Source organism: Pseudohongiella sp. (assembly GCF_011050365.1).
Classification (GTDB): domain Bacteria; phylum Pseudomonadota; class Gammaproteobacteria; order Pseudomonadales; family Pseudohongiellaceae; genus Pseudohongiella.
The window spans coordinates 321,059-336,590 of sequence record NZ_DRFV01000016.1 but is presented as its reverse complement, the minus strand read 5'-3'; the positions used below and the strand labels follow the sequence as shown (position 1 = coordinate 336,590).

Here is a 15,532-nt window from a genome sequence, read left to right as displayed (position 1 = left end):
TATACGCGTTTCAAGCAATCTGGCAAGCACTTTTTTTCACTTTCTTTGCCAGCTTGTCACCGGCAAATAACTCTGAAAAAACTGCTGCTGTCTTCCCTTGACCAGAGCGTTATCTCGTCAAGGGCGCGCATTATGCCACAGTATTTCCCCTCTGCAAGCAGAATTTCATCATGTCGTCATAAATTTTGGCTGACAGCGCTGTTTAAGTAAAACGCAAGAGGTGAAACAGCTTTTTGCCTCGCTTTAACACAATGTATTTGCCATACAGAGCCCCGGCTTTTGACAGCAATGCATCGGTATCCGGTACTTTCGCACCGTTGGCGGACACCGCGCCGGCAGCCACAAACTCCCTGGCCACCCGGTTCGACGCTGCCAGACCGGTGCTGACCAACGCCTCAATGATGGCAACAGCGTCACCCGCCGCATCAGTGGCCGGCAGACCATCCTGTCGCAGCTGCTCAAAATCCGACTCAGTCAGATCTCCCAGCTCACCAGAGAACAGTGCCGAACTGATGCGCTCGGCCGCCCGCAATCCGTCCTCGCCGTGGACCAGCCCGGTGACTTCACGCGCCAGAATCCCCTGTGCCGACGGCTTGCCGGTAGCGGCGGCATCGGCCGCCTCTATGTCTGCGATCTGCGCTGGCGACAGGAAAGTGAAATAGTGCAGGAACCTGTATACGTCAGCATCAGCCGTGTTGAGCCAAAACTGGAAAAAGGCATAAGGCGATGTCTTGGCCGGATCCAGCCACACGGTGCCGGTCTCGGTTTTACCAAACTTCTGCCCGTCGGCCTTGGTTACCAATGGCAACGTCAAACCATAAACCTGCCCCTGATACATCCGCCTGGAGAGGTCTATACCACCGGTAATGTTTCCCCACTGGTCACTGCCACCAATCTGGATAGTGCACGCATGACGCTGGTAAAGCTCGGCAAAGTCGTAGGACTGCAGAATCATGTAGCTGAACTCGGTAAAAGATATACCCGAGCCCTCTCTCTCGATACGCTGCTTGACGGATTCCTTCTGAATCATCGCATTGACCGAAAAATGTTTGCCGACATCACGCAGGAAGCTGAGAACATTAAGCTCGCGGGTCCAGTCCAGGTTATTAACCACCTCGGCAGACGTTGTGCCACAGTCAAAATCCAGAAACCGGCTCATCTGCTCTTTCAATGAATCAACCCAGCCGCCAATCACCTCAACCGAGTTCAACTGACGCTCAGCAGCCTTGAAACTGGGGTCGCCTATAAGGCCGGTAGCGCCACCCACCAGCGCCAATGGCTTATGCCCGGCAAGCTGAAAGCGACGCAACGCCAGCAAAGGTACCAGGCTACCAATGTGCAGACTATCGGCAGTCGGATCGAAGCCACTATATATAGTGCGACTACCGGAGAGCAGATGAGACCTGAACTCCTCCTCCGAGGTCATCTGGGAGACCAGACCTCTTGCCTCAAGGTCCGCCAATATATCTACTGTTTTCTCTGCCATGACTTTTTCCGTTGTTAATCCACGCTTAAAACCCAGCACGGATTCTACACTATCAGCCGGAATAAGACTTGACCTGAGCAGCAAAAGCCATAAGAATTGGAGTTTGTGTGCGCACTCAGGGTGTCTCTTGGCTCCGCAACGCACCAGCAGTAATGTATGTAACGAGATAAAAACAGCCTCCATGGACTCGATAGCCAAAGCCCAACATATCATCCGCAAATATTACCCACGCAACCACCTCTGGCTGGCCAGCGCACTTGGGGTAGCACTGATTATTGTCACTATCCTCGTTCCGGACGCTCCTGCCAATGGAGACCGCCTTCGGCGTGACAACACCCTGACCAGCCAGACCGGTGAGGCTGCGGCGCAGAGAGACGCGACGGATCCGGCACTGATTGTAGGCCCCACGCTACCGGCTAATTCTCTTGTCGATGCCGGGGCAATTGACAGCCGGGTCAACTGGCACTCTCTGACAGTGCAACCCGGTGACAATTTGTCAGCAATCTTCGGGCGCGTTGGCCTGTCAGCCCAGGAGCTTTACCGCATCATTAACAGCTCTGACGAGGCCGGCATCCTGAATCGACTGTTCCCGGGATACGAGCTGAGTTTTCACATCCCGGAGCCCGGCAAGCTGGAACAACTTCAGGTATTCATGTCACCCCTTGAGGGCTTTGTTTTTACCCGCCAGGACGCTTTCTATCAGGTTGAACCGATACAGTTAACCCCTGATGTGGTGCAGGTCGTCAAACAGGGTGCCATTGCTGACAGTCTGTTTCTGGCCGGACAGCAGGCAGAAATTCCGGCCAGTGTCATTATGGGCATGGCAGACATTTTCGGCGGCGTCATCGACTTCTTGATGGATCCGCGCTCCGGCGATCAATTCAGCATAGCCTACGAAGAAAAGTACCTGAACGGCGAATTCATTGGTACCGGCGAGATTCTTGGCGCACAGTTTATCAATCGCGGACGCGAGCATGTCGCCGTGCGTTATCAAAATACACAGGGCGATGTCGGCTTCTTCAGCCCGGATGGCGAAAGCATGCAAAAAGCATTTTTGCGTAACCCGCTTGACGTTTTTCGTATCAGCTCCAACTTTAACCCCAATCGCAGACATCCGATTCTGAACACTATTCGCGCCCACCGCGGCACTGATTATGCCGCACCGACCGGCACACCGATTCGCGCGACTGCAGATGGCACAGTGACCTGGGCAGCCCGTAACGGCTCATTTGGTAAACTGGTGGTCATACAACACAATGGCAGCTTTGAAACCAAATATGCACACCTGAACGATTATGCCGGTGGCATCAAGAAAGGCAGCCGGGTACAACAGGGCCAGATCATTGGCTACGTAGGCTCTACCGGCGGCGCGACCGGCCCCCACCTGCATTACGAATTTCTGGTCAATGGCGTTCACAAAGACCCGCGCACCATTGTCGACGAGCTCCCGCAGGCCATCAGCCTGGATCCAAAAGAAATGCCGCGGTTTCTGGAACACGCAGATCAAATCCTCAAGCGCTTCAATGAAACCAAGCCCGACGGACGCCTGCTGACATACACCAACACACCGAGCCAGGCCCCTGACTCGGAGTGAGGCCTCATGTCTGATACCGGCTATTATGTAGGCGTTATCTCCGGCACAAGTGTTGACGCCATTGATTGTGCGCTGATCGAAACCACGCCCAGCCATACAAAACTGCTGGCGACATGTTCCGGCAAATACCCCGACAAGCTGCGCAGCGACATTCTGTCCCTGTGCGACACTGCCAGCATCAGCCTGCAGGATCTCGGAACTCTGGACAACCGGATTGCGCGCGCATTCGCCGACACCATCAATGAGCTGATGGCGCAGTCAAATTTTACCGCCAGTCAGATTTCAGCCATTGGCAGTCACGGGCAAACCGTTTTTCACCAGCCAGCAGGCGATCACCGATTCAGTATGCAACTGGGTGATCCGAACATCATGGCCGAGCTGACCGGCGTCACCACGGTCGGCGATTTTCGCCGCCGGGATATGGCTGCCGGGGGCCAGGGTGCCCCTCTTGCCCCGCTTTTTCATCAACATTTTTTCTACTCGGCAGAACATCGCCGCTGCGTCGTTAACATAGGGGGCATGTCCAACATTACTTTGCTGAACCCGGCCCACGAAGCAACACCTCGTGGTTATGATACCGGCCCGGGCAACGTACTGATGGACACCTGGATACAGCAAGAGCGTGGCGCGCGATTCGATGAAGCGGGCAACTGGGCTGCATCGGGCGAGGTGGACGAGACTCTCCTGCGACTGCTGCTGGATGAACCCTATTTCAGCGTACCACCACCCAAAAGCACAGGCCGCGAGCTGTTCAATCTTGCCTGGTTGCAGAACAAACTCGCTGCTGTCTCACACAGCGTGCGCGCAGCAGACGTGCAGCGCACTCTGCTTGAGCTGACAGCACTGAGTATCAGCCGGGCGCTGGATGATGTGACGACGGAGCTGATTGTGTGCGGAGGTGGCGCTTACAATGCCGCACTGATGCAGAGGTTGCAGCAACTGACGCCGACATGCCGGGTACAGCCTAGCGATGCGTGTGGATTGTCTGCTGACTGGGTGGAGGCTGTCACGTTCGCATGGCTGGCCCATCGGGCATTAAACCGGCAGACGGTTGACAGCAGAGACCTGACTGGCGCCAGCCATCCTGTGATCCTGGGTGGGATCTACTACGCCTGAGCCGTGTGTGCGGGCATCATATGGAAAAAGAAGATCCGCAGCCGCAGGTGGTGCTGGCCATCGGGTTATTCACTACAAAACGTGATCCTTCCAGGTTTTCCACGTAATCCACCTTGGCACCGACCAGATATTGATAACTAAGCGGATCCACCAGCATTGTCGCCCCCTTGTGATCCACGACCGTATCGTCCTCAGCCATATCCTCGTCAAAACTGAAACCGTACTGAAAACCTGAACACCCGCCGCCAGTGACAAAAACCCGCAATTTCAGGCCAGGCTTGCCCTCTTCCGCGATCAGGGATTTCACCTTGTCGGCCGCGTTATCGGTAAGTGCGATAATAATGGGATCGTGCGATTGTACAGTGGACATAACAACAACTATCTGAATACTGATTGGGCATCTCCGGATAGGAAACCGGGACGGCAGACAGAATTATGGGGTTAACCGAGTAATTTAGTCAACTATTGCCGGCGAATATCCTGTTCTTACGGCTAATGCAAGTAATAACCATTTGTACTTGGGCGCTTATTGGCACAGCGGGAAACGTCCGGATCAGCACCAACGCCAATTGCCAACGGCGCTAAGCCGGATCACCCTGCCCCTGGCGGGGTGGTTCCGGCTCACTGTCACTGACAGCCTGGTGCTGATAGGTCAATGCTTTGCGAGGTTGATGCTGCTCTTTGTTGCAGACAAGGCTGCCATTAACCCTGGCGCCCATCACCATTTCGATCAGTTGATAATGTACATCGCCGTTGATGCTCGCCTTGGCGGCCAGCTCGATATGTTTGCAGGCATGAATATCGCCATTCACAGTGCCGTTTATCACAACATTGGGCACGTTGATTTCACCCTCTATGACACCTGATTCGGCCACTCTCAGCATCGCACCGGAATCGTTCGCAGCATTGATGTTGCCAACAATGCGCCCCTCCACAATCAGCTCGCCATCAAACTTCAGGTCGCCCTGCAGTTCGGTGACTGCGGATATCAAGGTATGTGCCATCACCTTGCCTTTGCGTACTTTATTCTGCGATCCGAACATCAAATGCCCCCCTCGGGCTGCCACGGCCTGCTTTCGCTGAAAGCGGGCGCGGGTGACGAGTCTGCGTTGAACTCGAGCTTAACATGGCTGGCAATAAAACCCTCCGGAATCTGCACGTCCCCTTCCAGCACCTGCAGATAGCGCAGATTAACCGGTTCAGTCACGCTGACCACCGATGCCTGCTCGTCGCCAACCATGATACTCAGAACACCCGCTACTGCCGCGCCGCCAGCGCCGGTGTAGGCCAGGGTGAGCCGGTAACGATAATACCCCGGCAGCTCGGTTTGCAACAATTGCCAGGAACGCAAACTTAAAGACGGTGACTCAGCCTCCAGCGCCATGACTTGCCGATACAGGGCCACATCACGTTCAAGCAACGCAATTTCACTGCGCAGGGCTGCAATTGAGGCCTGCGCCTGCGCGTTGACCTCGTCATCAACCTGTCGGTTTCGCTCGGCCACCGACAACGCTGCCTTCAGTTCAGCTACCTCCCGGGCTGCGCGCTGAACATCGGACAGGCCTTGCGAGTGTGCGAGGTCGAGTTCGGCCAGATTATCAGCGCCGCGCTCAAATCCGGTGCGGTACGCCATCACCAGCGCAATGCTCAACACCAGCAAACCCGACGCCATAATCGCCGCACGCTGCCACGGGCGATGCGGCACCACAGTCATTCGTTGTTGTCTGCTGCCTTTAACCGCACGTGACATAATATGTACTTACAATAGCAGCGAAATGGTCTTGAGGCCGGCAGTCTCGTCCAGTCCAAACATGATATTCATGTTCTGTACTGCCTGGCCGGATGCACCTTTCACAAGATTATCGATAACTGACAAGACAACGATATTGTTGCTGCGCTCCAGATAATGCACAGCCAACTGACATCGATTGGAGCCTTTGACATTGCGCGTCGCAGGTTGCGCCCCCTGCGGCATAACGTCAACAAAGGGCTCTGAACGGTAGCGATCCTCGAACAATTCCTGCAATTGCGCAGCACTTACATCTGTGACCGGCGCGGCATACAAGGTCGCGTGAATACCCCGTATCATCGGCGTCAGATGCGGTATGAAAGTCAGGCCGACATCCTGCCCGGCTGCCGCGCGCAGCCCCTGTGAAATTTCCGGCAGATGCCTGTGCCCGGCCACGCCATAGGCATTCATGGATTCTGACGATTCGCACAGCAGACTGCCGACAGCAGCCTTGCGCCCGGCACCGCTGACACCGGACTTGGCATCAGCAATCAAGCGGGACGGGTCTATCAGGGCGTTTTCCAGCAACGGCAGAAACCCTAGCTGGACCGCCGTCGGATAACATCCGGGCACCGCAATCAGCTGTGCATCGCGAATCGTGTCACGATTCACCTCCGGTAACCCGTACACGGCACGAGCAATCAACTCCGGGCTTTCATGAGTCTCCTTGTACCACTGCTCCCATTCCACCTTGTCTTTCAACCGGAAATCGGCCGACAGGTCGATAACACGCACGCCTCGCGCCAACAGCTTGGCCGCTGTTTTCATGGCTACCGTATGCGGTGTCGCGTAAAACACCACGTCACAGGCGGCCAGCGCATCATCATCGGGGGCAGTGAACGCAAGATCCACGTAACCACGCAGATTCGGAAACAGGGCCGACACCGCCGTGCCTTCCAGTTCGCGGGAGGTCACCACCTCGATAGAGACGGCATCATGCAATGCCAGCAGGCGTAACAACTCCACCCCGGTGTATCCAGTGGCTCCGACAATTCCTGCTTTAATCACGGCATTCTCCTGCGCTGTCTGACAAATGGTAAACTGTATTCTAACACCTGATTCTAACATCTGCTGACGGCCAAATATCCTGCCTTTTTACTGGCTTGCGCTATACGCACCTGCCTGTGGACGTCATAATCAGGACTCAGTCACTGAAAATCATAACGGAATACCATGGCCTGGATCGAAGCTTTCCACATTATTGCCGTCATTACCTGGTTTGCCGGCATTTTTTATCTGCCTCGTTTGTTTGTTTATCATGCCATGAGCGATGATCAGATCAGCAAAGACCGGTTCGTCATTATGGAGCGCAAACTGTATTGGGGCATCAGCACACCTTCGGCGATCGCCACGGTTGTGCTGGGGACAGCGCTGGTGGCGTCGGCGCCCGACTTCTATCTGTCCCAGGGCTGGCTGCACGCCAAACTCACTCTGGTGGCGCTGGTCATCGTCTACCACATAAGCTGTTGGTGGTTCCTGGTGCGCTTCCGGGAGAATCGCAATACCCACAGCCATGTATTTTTCCGATACTACAATGAGGCTCCGGTGCTGGCGCTGATCGCCATTGTCATTCTTGTTGTTGTGAAACCATTTTGATCCAGTCAGATCCCGATTCCATGGCAGGCAAACCCGCAGTGCTCTGCCTGTCCGGGCTAGACCCCAGCGGCGGCGCCGGCATTCAGGCTGACATCGAAACGCTGTTCGCCAACGGCTGTCACTGCCTGCCTGTGATCACCTCGCTGACGGTGCAGGACACCTGCAATGTCAGCCGCACACAGACCGTCGGCGTTGACGTGCTGCGCGCACAAATCAGCACCGTATTTGCGGATATCCAGGTGCACGCCATCAAAATCGGGCTGATCGACAACATCGATGTATTAAGACTGATAGCCGAAGTGATGACTGACCATCCAGCTATTCCGGTGGTCGCGGACCCGGTGGTGAAGGCAGGCGGCGGATTCGAGTTCAGTGGCGCTGAACTGATTGCGGCCTATCGCAGCCTCATCCTGCCACGGGTCACTGTGCTGACACCGAACACCGACGAATTACTGGCGTTGAGCCCGGACTGCGACCACCCCGAACGTGCCGCCTCGGCACTGATGGATCTGGGTTGCAGGCATATCTTACTCACCGGGACTCACGCCAGCACTCCAGACGTCGTCAACACCCTGTATCACCCGGATGCACCCGCCGAAAGCTGGACCTGGCCGAGGCTGCCCGGCAGTTTTCACGGCTCCGGCTGCACGCTGGCAGCGGCATTGGCTGCAGGCCTGGCGCAGACGATACCATTGTCACAGGCGGCGGCGAACGCACAGGCATTTACCTGGCAGGCGCTACAGCATGGCTGGCGGGCGGGTCAGGGTCAGTTTTTGCCCGACCGGCGCGGGCGAAATCGCTGACACGCGCCACAGCCGCGAACCTGTTTGCACCGGACTTGTCATTCTGCGGGACGGCTCTGCTAGAATAGAGCCGCGATAATTCAGCGTCATGACCTTTATCAGGCAACAGCAGGTACCCCATTGTCAGTCCATTTAGCCGCAACCAGCGTATTTCCCGCATCAGGTGTCTACGCTATTACCGATGAACATCTGCTGACGGACGTCACTTTGTTAACGTGTGTGGAACAGGCCCTGTCGGGCGGTGTCCGGGTACTCCAGTATCGCCGCAAAAACGGTGAGTTTCGTGACCGGGTCCTGCAGGCTGCCGCACTCAGGACACTGTGCCGACGCTATCATGCCTGCCTGATTATTAACGATGATATCGATCTGTGCCAGGCTATTGAGGCTGACGGCGTCCATCTGGGCCAGTCCGATACCGCTCTCGCCGAAGCGCGTTACCGGCTTGGGCCACAGGCGATTATCGGCATCAGTTGTCACGACGAACCCGCGCTGGCTGCGGTAGCTGAGCAACAAGGTGCCAGTTATATTGCGCTGGGGCGCTTTTTTCCGTCTCTCACCAAGCCTGATGCCCCGGCCGCCAGCATCGGAAACTTGCGCCTGATACGCGCGCAGACGTCGTTGCCGATCGTCGCGATCGGCGGCATTACCGCAGACAATGGCCGTTCACTGATCGACGCTGGCGCCGACCTGCTGGCAGTGATCAATTATTTGTTCGCCGCGCCGGATATCAAGAGCCGGGCACACGCACTGAGCGATTTGTTCTAACAGCTTTTTTTGTAATCAGAGGTAACTTATGTCTCAAACTCCGTCCCAGACCACATCTGACAATCACCATGCTACCGGTCGCTCGGCAGCGCTGTTTGATGAAGCACAACTATTCATCCCCGGCGGCGTTAACTCACCGGTTCGGGCATTCCGTGGCGTTGGCGGCACGCCGTTGTTTTTTAATCACGGCGAAGGCGCCTGGCTGATTGACGAAGACAACAATCGCTACGTCGATTACGTCGGCGCCTGGGGCCCGCTGATACTGGGACACTGTCACCCGGCCGTGATTGGCGCCCTGCAGGAACAGTTGAGCCGCGGCCTGGGCTACGGCGCCTCGACCGCGGCCGAGGTCGAAATTGCGCGCACCATTTGCAAGCTGGTGCCATCCATCGAACGGGTGCGTCTGGTAACCTCCGGCACCGAAGCCACCATGAGCGCGATCCGGTTGGCACGCGGTTACACGCGCCGCGATAAAGTCGTCAAGTTTGAAGGCTGTTACCACGGTCACGTCGACGGTCTGCTGGTAAAGGCCGGCTCAGGCGCATTGACACTGGGCGAACCTGATTCGCTGGGTGTGCCCAAAGCGTACACCGACCTGACCTATGTACTGCCATACAACGACATCGACGCCATGAAAACCCTGTTCAGGGAACACGGCGACGAAATTGCCTGCATCATAGTCGAACCCATTGCCGGCAACATGAACATGGTGCCTCCGGTGCCAGGCTTCCTGGAAACGATGCGCGAACTATGCACCGAACATGGCAGCGTGCTGATTTTCGACGAAGTTATGACCGGGTTCAGAGTCGCTCTGGGCGGCGCACAGTCTGTCTACGGGGTAACGCCCGACCTGACCGCACTGGGCAAAGTCATTGGTGGCGGCTTGCCGGTAGGTGCCTTTGGCGGCCGCAAAGACATCATGGACTGCATCGCGCCTCAGGGTGGCGTATATCAGGCAGGCACGTTGTCGGGCAGCCCGTTGGCAGTAGCTGCCGGTCAGGCCATGCTGCGGGAAATCCAGAAACCCGGCTTCTATGAAGACCTGGGCGCAATCACCGAGGCCATGCTCGCAGGCTTAAGCGAACGCGCGAAAGCCGCAGGCATACCCTTCACTACCAATCAGGTAGGCGGCATGTTCGGCTGTTTCTTCTCCGGCGAAGAAAAAATCGCCCGCTTCGATCAGGTCATGGCATGCAATGTCGAACAGTTCCGCAAATACTTCCATACCATGCTGGACAACAATGTCTATCTGGCCCCGTCAGCATTTGAAGCCGGATTTGTGTCAGCCGCACATGGCCAGCCGGAACTGGACACCACATTCGCTGCAGCCGAAAAAGCGTTTGCCGCACTTTGAGGCGCCAATCATCAGTCACCAAATGCAAGGACAGTTTTTATGAATCACTATGATGTGTACGCCATCGGCAATGCGCTGGTCGACAAAGAATTCGAAGTTGATGACAGCTTCTTCGCTGAAGCAGGCATCCAAAAGGGTTTTATGACGCTGATCGAAGAAGACAAACAGCAGCAGCTTCTGGATCTGCTTAGCACTCGCTACCCGCTCAAGAAACAGGCTGGCGGCGGCTCTGCCGCAAACTCTCTGTATGCGTTGAGCCAGTTCGGCGGCAAGGCATTCTACACATGCAAAGTCGCCGGCGACGAACCCGGTGACTTTTACATGCAGGAGCTGGGCAACCACAATATCGAAACCAATCTGCTACCCCAGCGTGAAGCTGGCACCACCGGCCGCTGTGTGGTCATGGTAACGCCAGACGCAGAACGGACCATGCTGACTCATCTGGGTATCTCGCAGTATGTGTCAGAGCAGGACATCAAAGTGGATGCGGTAAAACAGGCCAAATACATTTACATCGAAGGTTACCTGGTTACCTCGGATTCTGCCCGCGCAGCGGCCAAACGCCTCCGACAGATAGCCAGCGACAGTAATGTAAAAATAGCGATGACTTTCTCCGACCCTGCCATGGTTGAATACTTCAGGGATGGTGTAAACGAAGTATTGGGCGACGGTGTAGACCTGCTGTTCTGTAACGAACAGGAAGCCAAAATCTGGTCAGGCGAAGACGACTTTGAAGCTGCCTGCAGTAAACTCAAAACCATAGCCAGACAGTTTGCCATAACCCGCGGCGCTCGCGGAGCACGACTGTTTGATGGTTCCGGCTATATTGATATTGCGGCGCACAACGTGAAGGCGGTCGACACCAACGGTGCCGGCGACATGTTCTCCGGTGCCTTCATGTTCGCGATTACCCAGGGCATGGATTTTCAACAGGCTGGTGAACTGGCCAGCCTGGCAGCGGCTACCGTCGTATCCGAGTTCGGACCCAGACTGGCGCCAGACGCACATGGTGCAGTTTTGCAGAAATTTCAGGCCGCCTGAGACGGGCCAGACATCGTTGCTACAAAAAAGGCGCCAAATGGCGCCTTTTTTGTAGCTCAGAAAGACAAGCCGGCATTACGCCCGCAGGTCATCAACAAACTTTTTCACACCATCAAACCAGGAGGTCATCTTGGGTGATTGCTGGCCTTCGCTTTCGCCGATTGCCTGAAACTCCTGCAGAATTTCTTTCTGACGCCGCGTCAGCTTGACCGGCGTTTCCACCACTACACGGCACAACAGATCGCCCGGAGGACCACCTCGTACCGACGTGACACCCTTTCCACGCAAACGGAAAAGTTTGCCGGTTTGAGTTTCCGCCGGTATTTTCAACTTCACACGGCCGTCCAGCGTCGGCACTTCAAGCTCGCCACCCAGGGCCGCATCGACAAAGCTGATCGGAATTTCACAGTGCAGGTCCCGTCCGTCACGGACAAAGAGCTTGTGCGCCCGCATATGCACCTGCACATACAGGTCGCCGGGCGGGCCACCGTTGACACCGGCCTGACCCTCACCGGTCAAACGAATGCGGTCGCCGTCGTCAACACCAGCAGGCACTTTCACCGACAGGGTTTTCTGCTCCTCTACCTGGCCTCGACCATGGCAGGTATTACACGGATCCTTGATCTGCTTGCCGCTGCCCTGGCAGCGCGGACAGGTCTGCTGCACAGAGAAGAATCCCTGCTGCATGCGTACCTGGCCGATACCATTACAGGTGGCACAATCAACCGGCGACGAACCTTTCTTGGCCCCCGTGCCGTCACAGGTTCCACAATTAACCGCAGTCGGAATACGAATCTTGACGGTGGTACCTTTGACGGCACTTTCCAGATCCAGCTCAAGGTTATAACGCAGATCGGCGCCCTTACGAACGCCGCCGCGACCACCGCGACCGCCAGCGCCACCAAAAATATCGCCGAAAATATCACTGAAGATATCCCCGAAATCACCGGCGCCGGCACCGCCACCACCCTGCGGATTGACACCGGCATGACCGTACTGATCATAGCGTGCCTTTTTGTCAGGGTCGGACAGCACTTCGAAAGCTTCGTTGGCCTCCTTGAACTTCTCCTCGGACTCCTTGTTATCCGGATTCCGATCGGGGTGGTGTTTCATCGCTACCCGACGGTAGGCCTTTTTTAATTCACCTTCCGTCGCGTCGCGACCTACACCCAATACTTCGTAATAATCTCTTTTCGACATAGTCCATCAGCCAGGCTGTTTTTTTATTTATCGTCTTTAACTTCTTCGAACTCGGCATCTACGGCGTCGTCTGAAGTTGATTCACCACCGGCCTCATCGCCCGCGTCACCAGCCTGCTCGGCACCCTGCTGTTCGGCGTACATTTTCTGCGCCAGCCCGGACGAAGCTTCAGTCAGCTCATTGGTACGGGTATTGATCTGCTCAATGTCCCCCGTCTTCATGGCCTCTTCCAGTGCTGTGATAGCGGACTCGATTTTCTCCTTCTCATCGGCCTCTACCTTGTCGGCTGCATCCGTCAGCGTCTTACGGGTAGCATGAATCAGGCCATCAGCGGTGTTGCGAGCCGTCACCAACTCCTCGAACTTCTTGTCATCGGCTGCGTGTGCTTCGGCATCCTTGACCATACGATCAATCTCGTCATCAGACAGACCGCTGGATGACTTGATCACAATGGATTGCTCTTTGCCTGTGGCCTTGTCTTTGGCCGACACATTCAGGATACCGTTGGCATCCAGGTCAAAAGCAACCTCAATCTGTGGCATGCCACGCGCAGCGGGCGGGATGTCGCTCAGGTCAAAACGCCCCAAAGACTTGTTCTGGTTGGCTTGCTTGCGCTCACCCTGTACCACGTGAATGGTAACCGCAGTCTGGTTATCATCTGCCGTCGAGAACACCTGCGTCTTCTTGGTCGGGATGGTGGTGTTCTTGTCGATCAGTATGCTGGTGACGCCACCCATGGTCTCGATACCCAGAGACAACGGAGTCACGTCGAGCAGCAATACGTCATTTACTTCACCGGCCAGTACCGCCGCCTGAATGGATGCACCAATTGCCACGGCTTCATCCGGGTTGACGTCACGCCGCGCATCCTTGCCAAAGAATTCAGCAACTTTTTTCTGCACCAGCGGCATACGGGTCTGGCCACCGACCAGAATGACATCATCGATCTTCTTGACATCAAGGCCGGCATCTTTCAGCGCCATCTTCAGCGGCGCAATCGTGCGCTCGACCAGCTCTTCCACCAGCGACTCGAACTTGGCGCGTGTCAGCTTCTGCACCAGGTGCTTGGGACCCGATGCGTCGGCAGTCACGTAAGGCAGATTGATTTCGGTCTGCTGGGCAGACGACAGTTCAATCTTGGCTTTTTCTGCTGCTTCTTTCAGACGCTGCAGTGCCAGCGGATCGCTGCGCAGATCCATGCCGCTCTCTTTCTTGAATTCGTCTGCCAGGTAATCAATCAGGCGCAGGTCGAAATCCTCACCACCCAGGAAGGTATCACCATTGGTGGAGAGCACTTCAAAGGTGTGCTCGCCATCGGTTTCTGCAATCTCGATGATGGAGATATCGAAGGTACCACCACCCAGGTCATAAACCGCGATAGTGCTGTCACCACCCTTCTTGTCCATACCATAGGCCAGTGCCGCAGCAGTTGGCTCATTGATAATACGCTTGATTTCCAGACCGGCAATCTTGCCCGCATCCTTGGTGGCCTGGCGTTGCGAGTCATTAAAGTAGGCCGGCACTGTCACCACCGCCTCCGTTACCGACTCGCCGAGGTAGTCTTCGGCCGTTTTCTTCATCTTTTTCAGAATCTGTGCAGAAATTTGCGGCGGCGACATGTTGTTGTCGTTCACACGCACCCAGGCATCGCCATTGTCAGCTTTGGTAATCTCGTAAGGCACCATTTTGATGTCTTTCTGCACGACATCATCCTGAAACTGACGCCCGATCAATCGCTTGATCGCAAACAGCGTGTTTTTGGGGTTGGTCACAGACTGGCGCTTGGCCGGCTGACCAACCAGAGTCTCGCCGTCTTTTGTGTAGGCGATGACTGACGGGGTGGTGCGATCACCCTCGGCATTTTCAATCACTTTTGCCTTGCCGCCTTCCATTACGGCGACACAGGAGTTGGTCGTACCCAAATCTATACCGATAATCTTGCCCATAATCTCATCTCCACTTAAATCTACCCGTCCTGTCTGACTCGAGACCCGGGCTGATCAATCCAAAATTTGTGTTTAAAGTAACGTTGAAGCTCTATATTGGTACTTTTGCGCAGAATTCAAGAGCCAGAGGGTCAAATTCATCAGGCTTTATCATCCCGACTTACCCTGATCATGCCTTGACATCCACGCCCTCTGTCGGCGCCCTGGATACCATCACCATGGCCGGGCGCAAGACACGCCCATGCAGGCTGTAACCTTTCTGCATTACCGCAATCACCGTGTCAGGTTCCGCGGTAGCGCTTTCCTGCATGCCCATGGCCTGATGATATTGCGGATTAAACGGCTCACCGTTCGGATCAATAACGTCCACATTGAATTTTTTCAGGCAATCGAGAAAGCTTTTAAGCGTCAATTCAACACCCTGGCGCAGCGCACCCAGCTTTTCGTTTTCATCACCTTCGGCCGCTTGCAGAGCCCGCTCCAGGTTATCCAGCACCGGCAACAAATCCGAAACCAGTTTTTCCTGACCATATTTGTGCGCCTTTTCCACATCCTGTTCCGCACGTCGACGCACATTCTGCATGTCTGCATGCAAACGCAGGATATCGGCCTGGTGCCCGGCCGCCGCTGCCTCCGCCTGTTGCAAACGGTCCAGCGCCTGCTCCAGCGTCAGGTCCTCAACCGGGATATCAACGCCATTGCTGCTGTCATTGCCCTTTTGCTCCGGCGCGTCCTGCTGTCCGGGCTCCTGCGCCTGGGCTTCCTGATCCTTGTGTTCTTGCTCACTGGTTTTCTGATCTGCCATGTCCCCACCCTGATTGTCAGTGTTGCTCAAAATTCTG

Annotated in this window: 15 protein-coding genes; 7 read left to right on the top strand and 8 right to left on the bottom strand. The window is 55.7% G+C overall.

All coding sequences use genetic code 11. From position 1 onward, the window contains the following. Window positions 1–202: 202 nt before the first annotated feature. On the bottom strand, window positions 203–1,486 hold the full coding sequence (tyrS, locus tag ENH71_RS14580; protein ID WP_294136277.1) for a tyrosine--tRNA ligase: 1,284 nt from the start codon (window positions 1,484–1,486) through the stop codon (window positions 203–205). Between the two features lie 181 nt (window positions 1,487–1,667). Here tyrS and ENH71_RS14575 point away from each other — a divergent pair, with 181 nt between their 5' ends. Both ENH71_RS14575 and ENH71_RS14570 read left to right on the top strand, forming a co-directional pair. Beyond that, window positions 1,668–3,080, top strand: a complete 1,413-nt coding sequence (locus ENH71_RS14575) for a M23 family metallopeptidase (RefSeq protein ID WP_294136276.1) — start codon at window positions 1,668–1,670, stop codon at window positions 3,078–3,080. A 6-nt stretch (window positions 3,081–3,086) separates the two neighbouring features. Next, window positions 3,087–4,196: an anhydro-N-acetylmuramic acid kinase gene (locus ENH71_RS14570; RefSeq protein WP_294136275.1), complete on the top strand. Its 1,110-nt coding sequence runs from the start codon at window positions 3,087–3,089 to the stop codon at window positions 4,194–4,196. 16 nt (window positions 4,197–4,212) lie between these two features. Here the strand turns inward: ENH71_RS14570 and erpA are convergent, their stop codons facing one another. The 4 genes from erpA to argC form a co-directional block, all read right to left on the bottom strand. Continuing rightward, window positions 4,213–4,566, bottom strand: coding sequence for an iron-sulfur cluster insertion protein ErpA (gene erpA / locus ENH71_RS14565; protein WP_294136274.1), 354 nt, complete (start codon window positions 4,564–4,566; stop codon window positions 4,213–4,215). A 211-nt stretch (window positions 4,567–4,777) separates the two neighbouring features. Further along, window positions 4,778–5,239, bottom strand: coding sequence for a bactofilin family protein (locus ENH71_RS14560; protein ID WP_294136273.1), 462 nt, complete (start codon window positions 5,237–5,239; stop codon window positions 4,778–4,780). Beyond that, window positions 5,239–5,910, bottom strand: coding sequence for a DUF6776 family protein (locus tag ENH71_RS14555; protein WP_294136272.1), 672 nt, complete (start codon window positions 5,908–5,910; stop codon window positions 5,239–5,241). The genes ENH71_RS14560 and ENH71_RS14555 overlap by 1 nt, the downstream gene beginning before the upstream one ends. Before the next feature lie 45 nt (window positions 5,911–5,955). Continuing rightward, on the bottom strand, window positions 5,956–6,993 hold the full coding sequence (gene argC / locus ENH71_RS14550; protein ID WP_294136270.1) for an N-acetyl-gamma-glutamyl-phosphate reductase: 1,038 nt from the start codon (window positions 6,991–6,993) through the stop codon (window positions 5,956–5,958). Between the two features lie 165 nt (window positions 6,994–7,158). Here argC and ENH71_RS14545 point away from each other — a divergent pair, with 165 nt between their 5' ends. The 5 genes from ENH71_RS14545 to ENH71_RS14525 all read left to right on the top strand — a co-directional run bounded on the left by ENH71_RS14545 (window position 7,159) and on the right by ENH71_RS14525 (window position 11,544). Beyond that, window positions 7,159–7,581, top strand: coding sequence for a CopD family protein (locus tag ENH71_RS14545; RefSeq protein ID WP_294136268.1), 423 nt, complete (start codon window positions 7,159–7,161; stop codon window positions 7,579–7,581). A gap of 20 nt (window positions 7,582–7,601) precedes the next feature. Next, window positions 7,602–8,384 (top strand): bifunctional hydroxymethylpyrimidine kinase/phosphomethylpyrimidine kinase, encoded by a 783-nt coding sequence (thiD, locus tag ENH71_RS14540; RefSeq protein ID WP_294136266.1) that lies wholly within the window; start codon window positions 7,602–7,604, stop codon window positions 8,382–8,384. Window positions 8,385–8,504: 120 nt separating this feature from the next. After that, entirely contained in the window at window positions 8,505–9,149 is a 645-nt protein-coding gene (gene thiE / locus ENH71_RS14535) for a thiamine phosphate synthase (protein WP_294136265.1), read from the top strand. 28 nt (window positions 9,150–9,177) lie between these two features. Beyond that, on the top strand, window positions 9,178–10,503 hold the full coding sequence (gene hemL, locus ENH71_RS14530; RefSeq protein WP_294136264.1) for a glutamate-1-semialdehyde 2,1-aminomutase: 1,326 nt from the start codon (window positions 9,178–9,180) through the stop codon (window positions 10,501–10,503). Window positions 10,504–10,542: 39 nt separating this feature from the next. Continuing rightward, a complete protein-coding gene (locus tag ENH71_RS14525; protein WP_294136262.1) occupies window positions 10,543–11,544 on the top strand; it encodes an adenosine kinase in 1,002 nt (333 codons plus the stop codon). A gap of 75 nt (window positions 11,545–11,619) precedes the next feature. Here ENH71_RS14525 and dnaJ read toward each other — a convergent pair whose 3' ends face one another. From dnaJ to grpE, 3 genes are all read right to left on the bottom strand, one after another. After that, window positions 11,620–12,744 (bottom strand): molecular chaperone DnaJ, encoded by a 1,125-nt coding sequence (gene dnaJ, locus ENH71_RS14520; RefSeq protein WP_294136260.1) that lies wholly within the window; start codon window positions 12,742–12,744, stop codon window positions 11,620–11,622. Between the two features lie 23 nt (window positions 12,745–12,767). Further along, complete coding sequence (dnaK, locus tag ENH71_RS14515) at window positions 12,768–14,690, bottom strand: molecular chaperone DnaK (RefSeq protein WP_294136259.1); 1,923 nt, start codon at window positions 14,688–14,690, stop codon at window positions 12,768–12,770. A gap of 169 nt (window positions 14,691–14,859) precedes the next feature. Then, complete coding sequence (grpE, locus tag ENH71_RS14510) at window positions 14,860–15,495, bottom strand: nucleotide exchange factor GrpE (RefSeq protein ID WP_294136258.1); 636 nt, start codon at window positions 15,493–15,495, stop codon at window positions 14,860–14,862. Between the last annotated feature and the right edge of the window lie 37 nt (window positions 15,496–15,532).

Coding starts and splice junctions, on each gene's coding strand:
- tyrS (WP_294136277.1), bottom strand. CDS start 1,486: ATGGCAGAGAAAACAGTAGATATATTGGCGGACCTTGAGGCAAGAGGT.
- ENH71_RS14575 (WP_294136276.1), top strand. CDS start 1,668: ATGGACTCGATAGCCAAAGCCCAACATATCATCCGCAAATATTACCCA.
- ENH71_RS14570 (WP_294136275.1), top strand. CDS start 3,087: ATGTCTGATACCGGCTATTATGTAGGCGTTATCTCCGGCACAAGTGTT.
- erpA (WP_294136274.1), bottom strand. CDS start 4,566: ATGTCCACTGTACAATCGCACGATCCCATTATTATCGCACTTACCGAT.
- ENH71_RS14560 (WP_294136273.1), bottom strand. CDS start 5,239: ATGTTCGGATCGCAGAATAAAGTACGCAAAGGCAAGGTGATGGCACAT.
- ENH71_RS14555 (WP_294136272.1), bottom strand. CDS start 5,910: ATGACTGTGGTGCCGCATCGCCCGTGGCAGCGTGCGGCGATTATGGCG.
- ENH71_RS14545 (WP_294136268.1), top strand. CDS start 7,159: ATGGCCTGGATCGAAGCTTTCCACATTATTGCCGTCATTACCTGGTTT.
- thiD (WP_294136266.1), top strand. CDS start 7,602: ATGGCAGGCAAACCCGCAGTGCTCTGCCTGTCCGGGCTAGACCCCAGC.
- hemL (WP_294136264.1), top strand. CDS start 9,178: ATGTCTCAAACTCCGTCCCAGACCACATCTGACAATCACCATGCTACC.
- ENH71_RS14525 (WP_294136262.1), top strand. CDS start 10,543: ATGAATCACTATGATGTGTACGCCATCGGCAATGCGCTGGTCGACAAA.
- dnaJ (WP_294136260.1), bottom strand. CDS start 12,744: ATGTCGAAAAGAGATTATTACGAAGTATTGGGTGTAGGTCGCGACGCG.
- dnaK (WP_294136259.1), bottom strand. CDS start 14,690: ATGGGCAAGATTATCGGTATAGATTTGGGTACGACCAACTCCTGTGTC.
- grpE (WP_294136258.1), bottom strand. CDS start 15,495: ATGGCAGATCAGAAAACCAGTGAGCAAGAACACAAGGATCAGGAAGCC.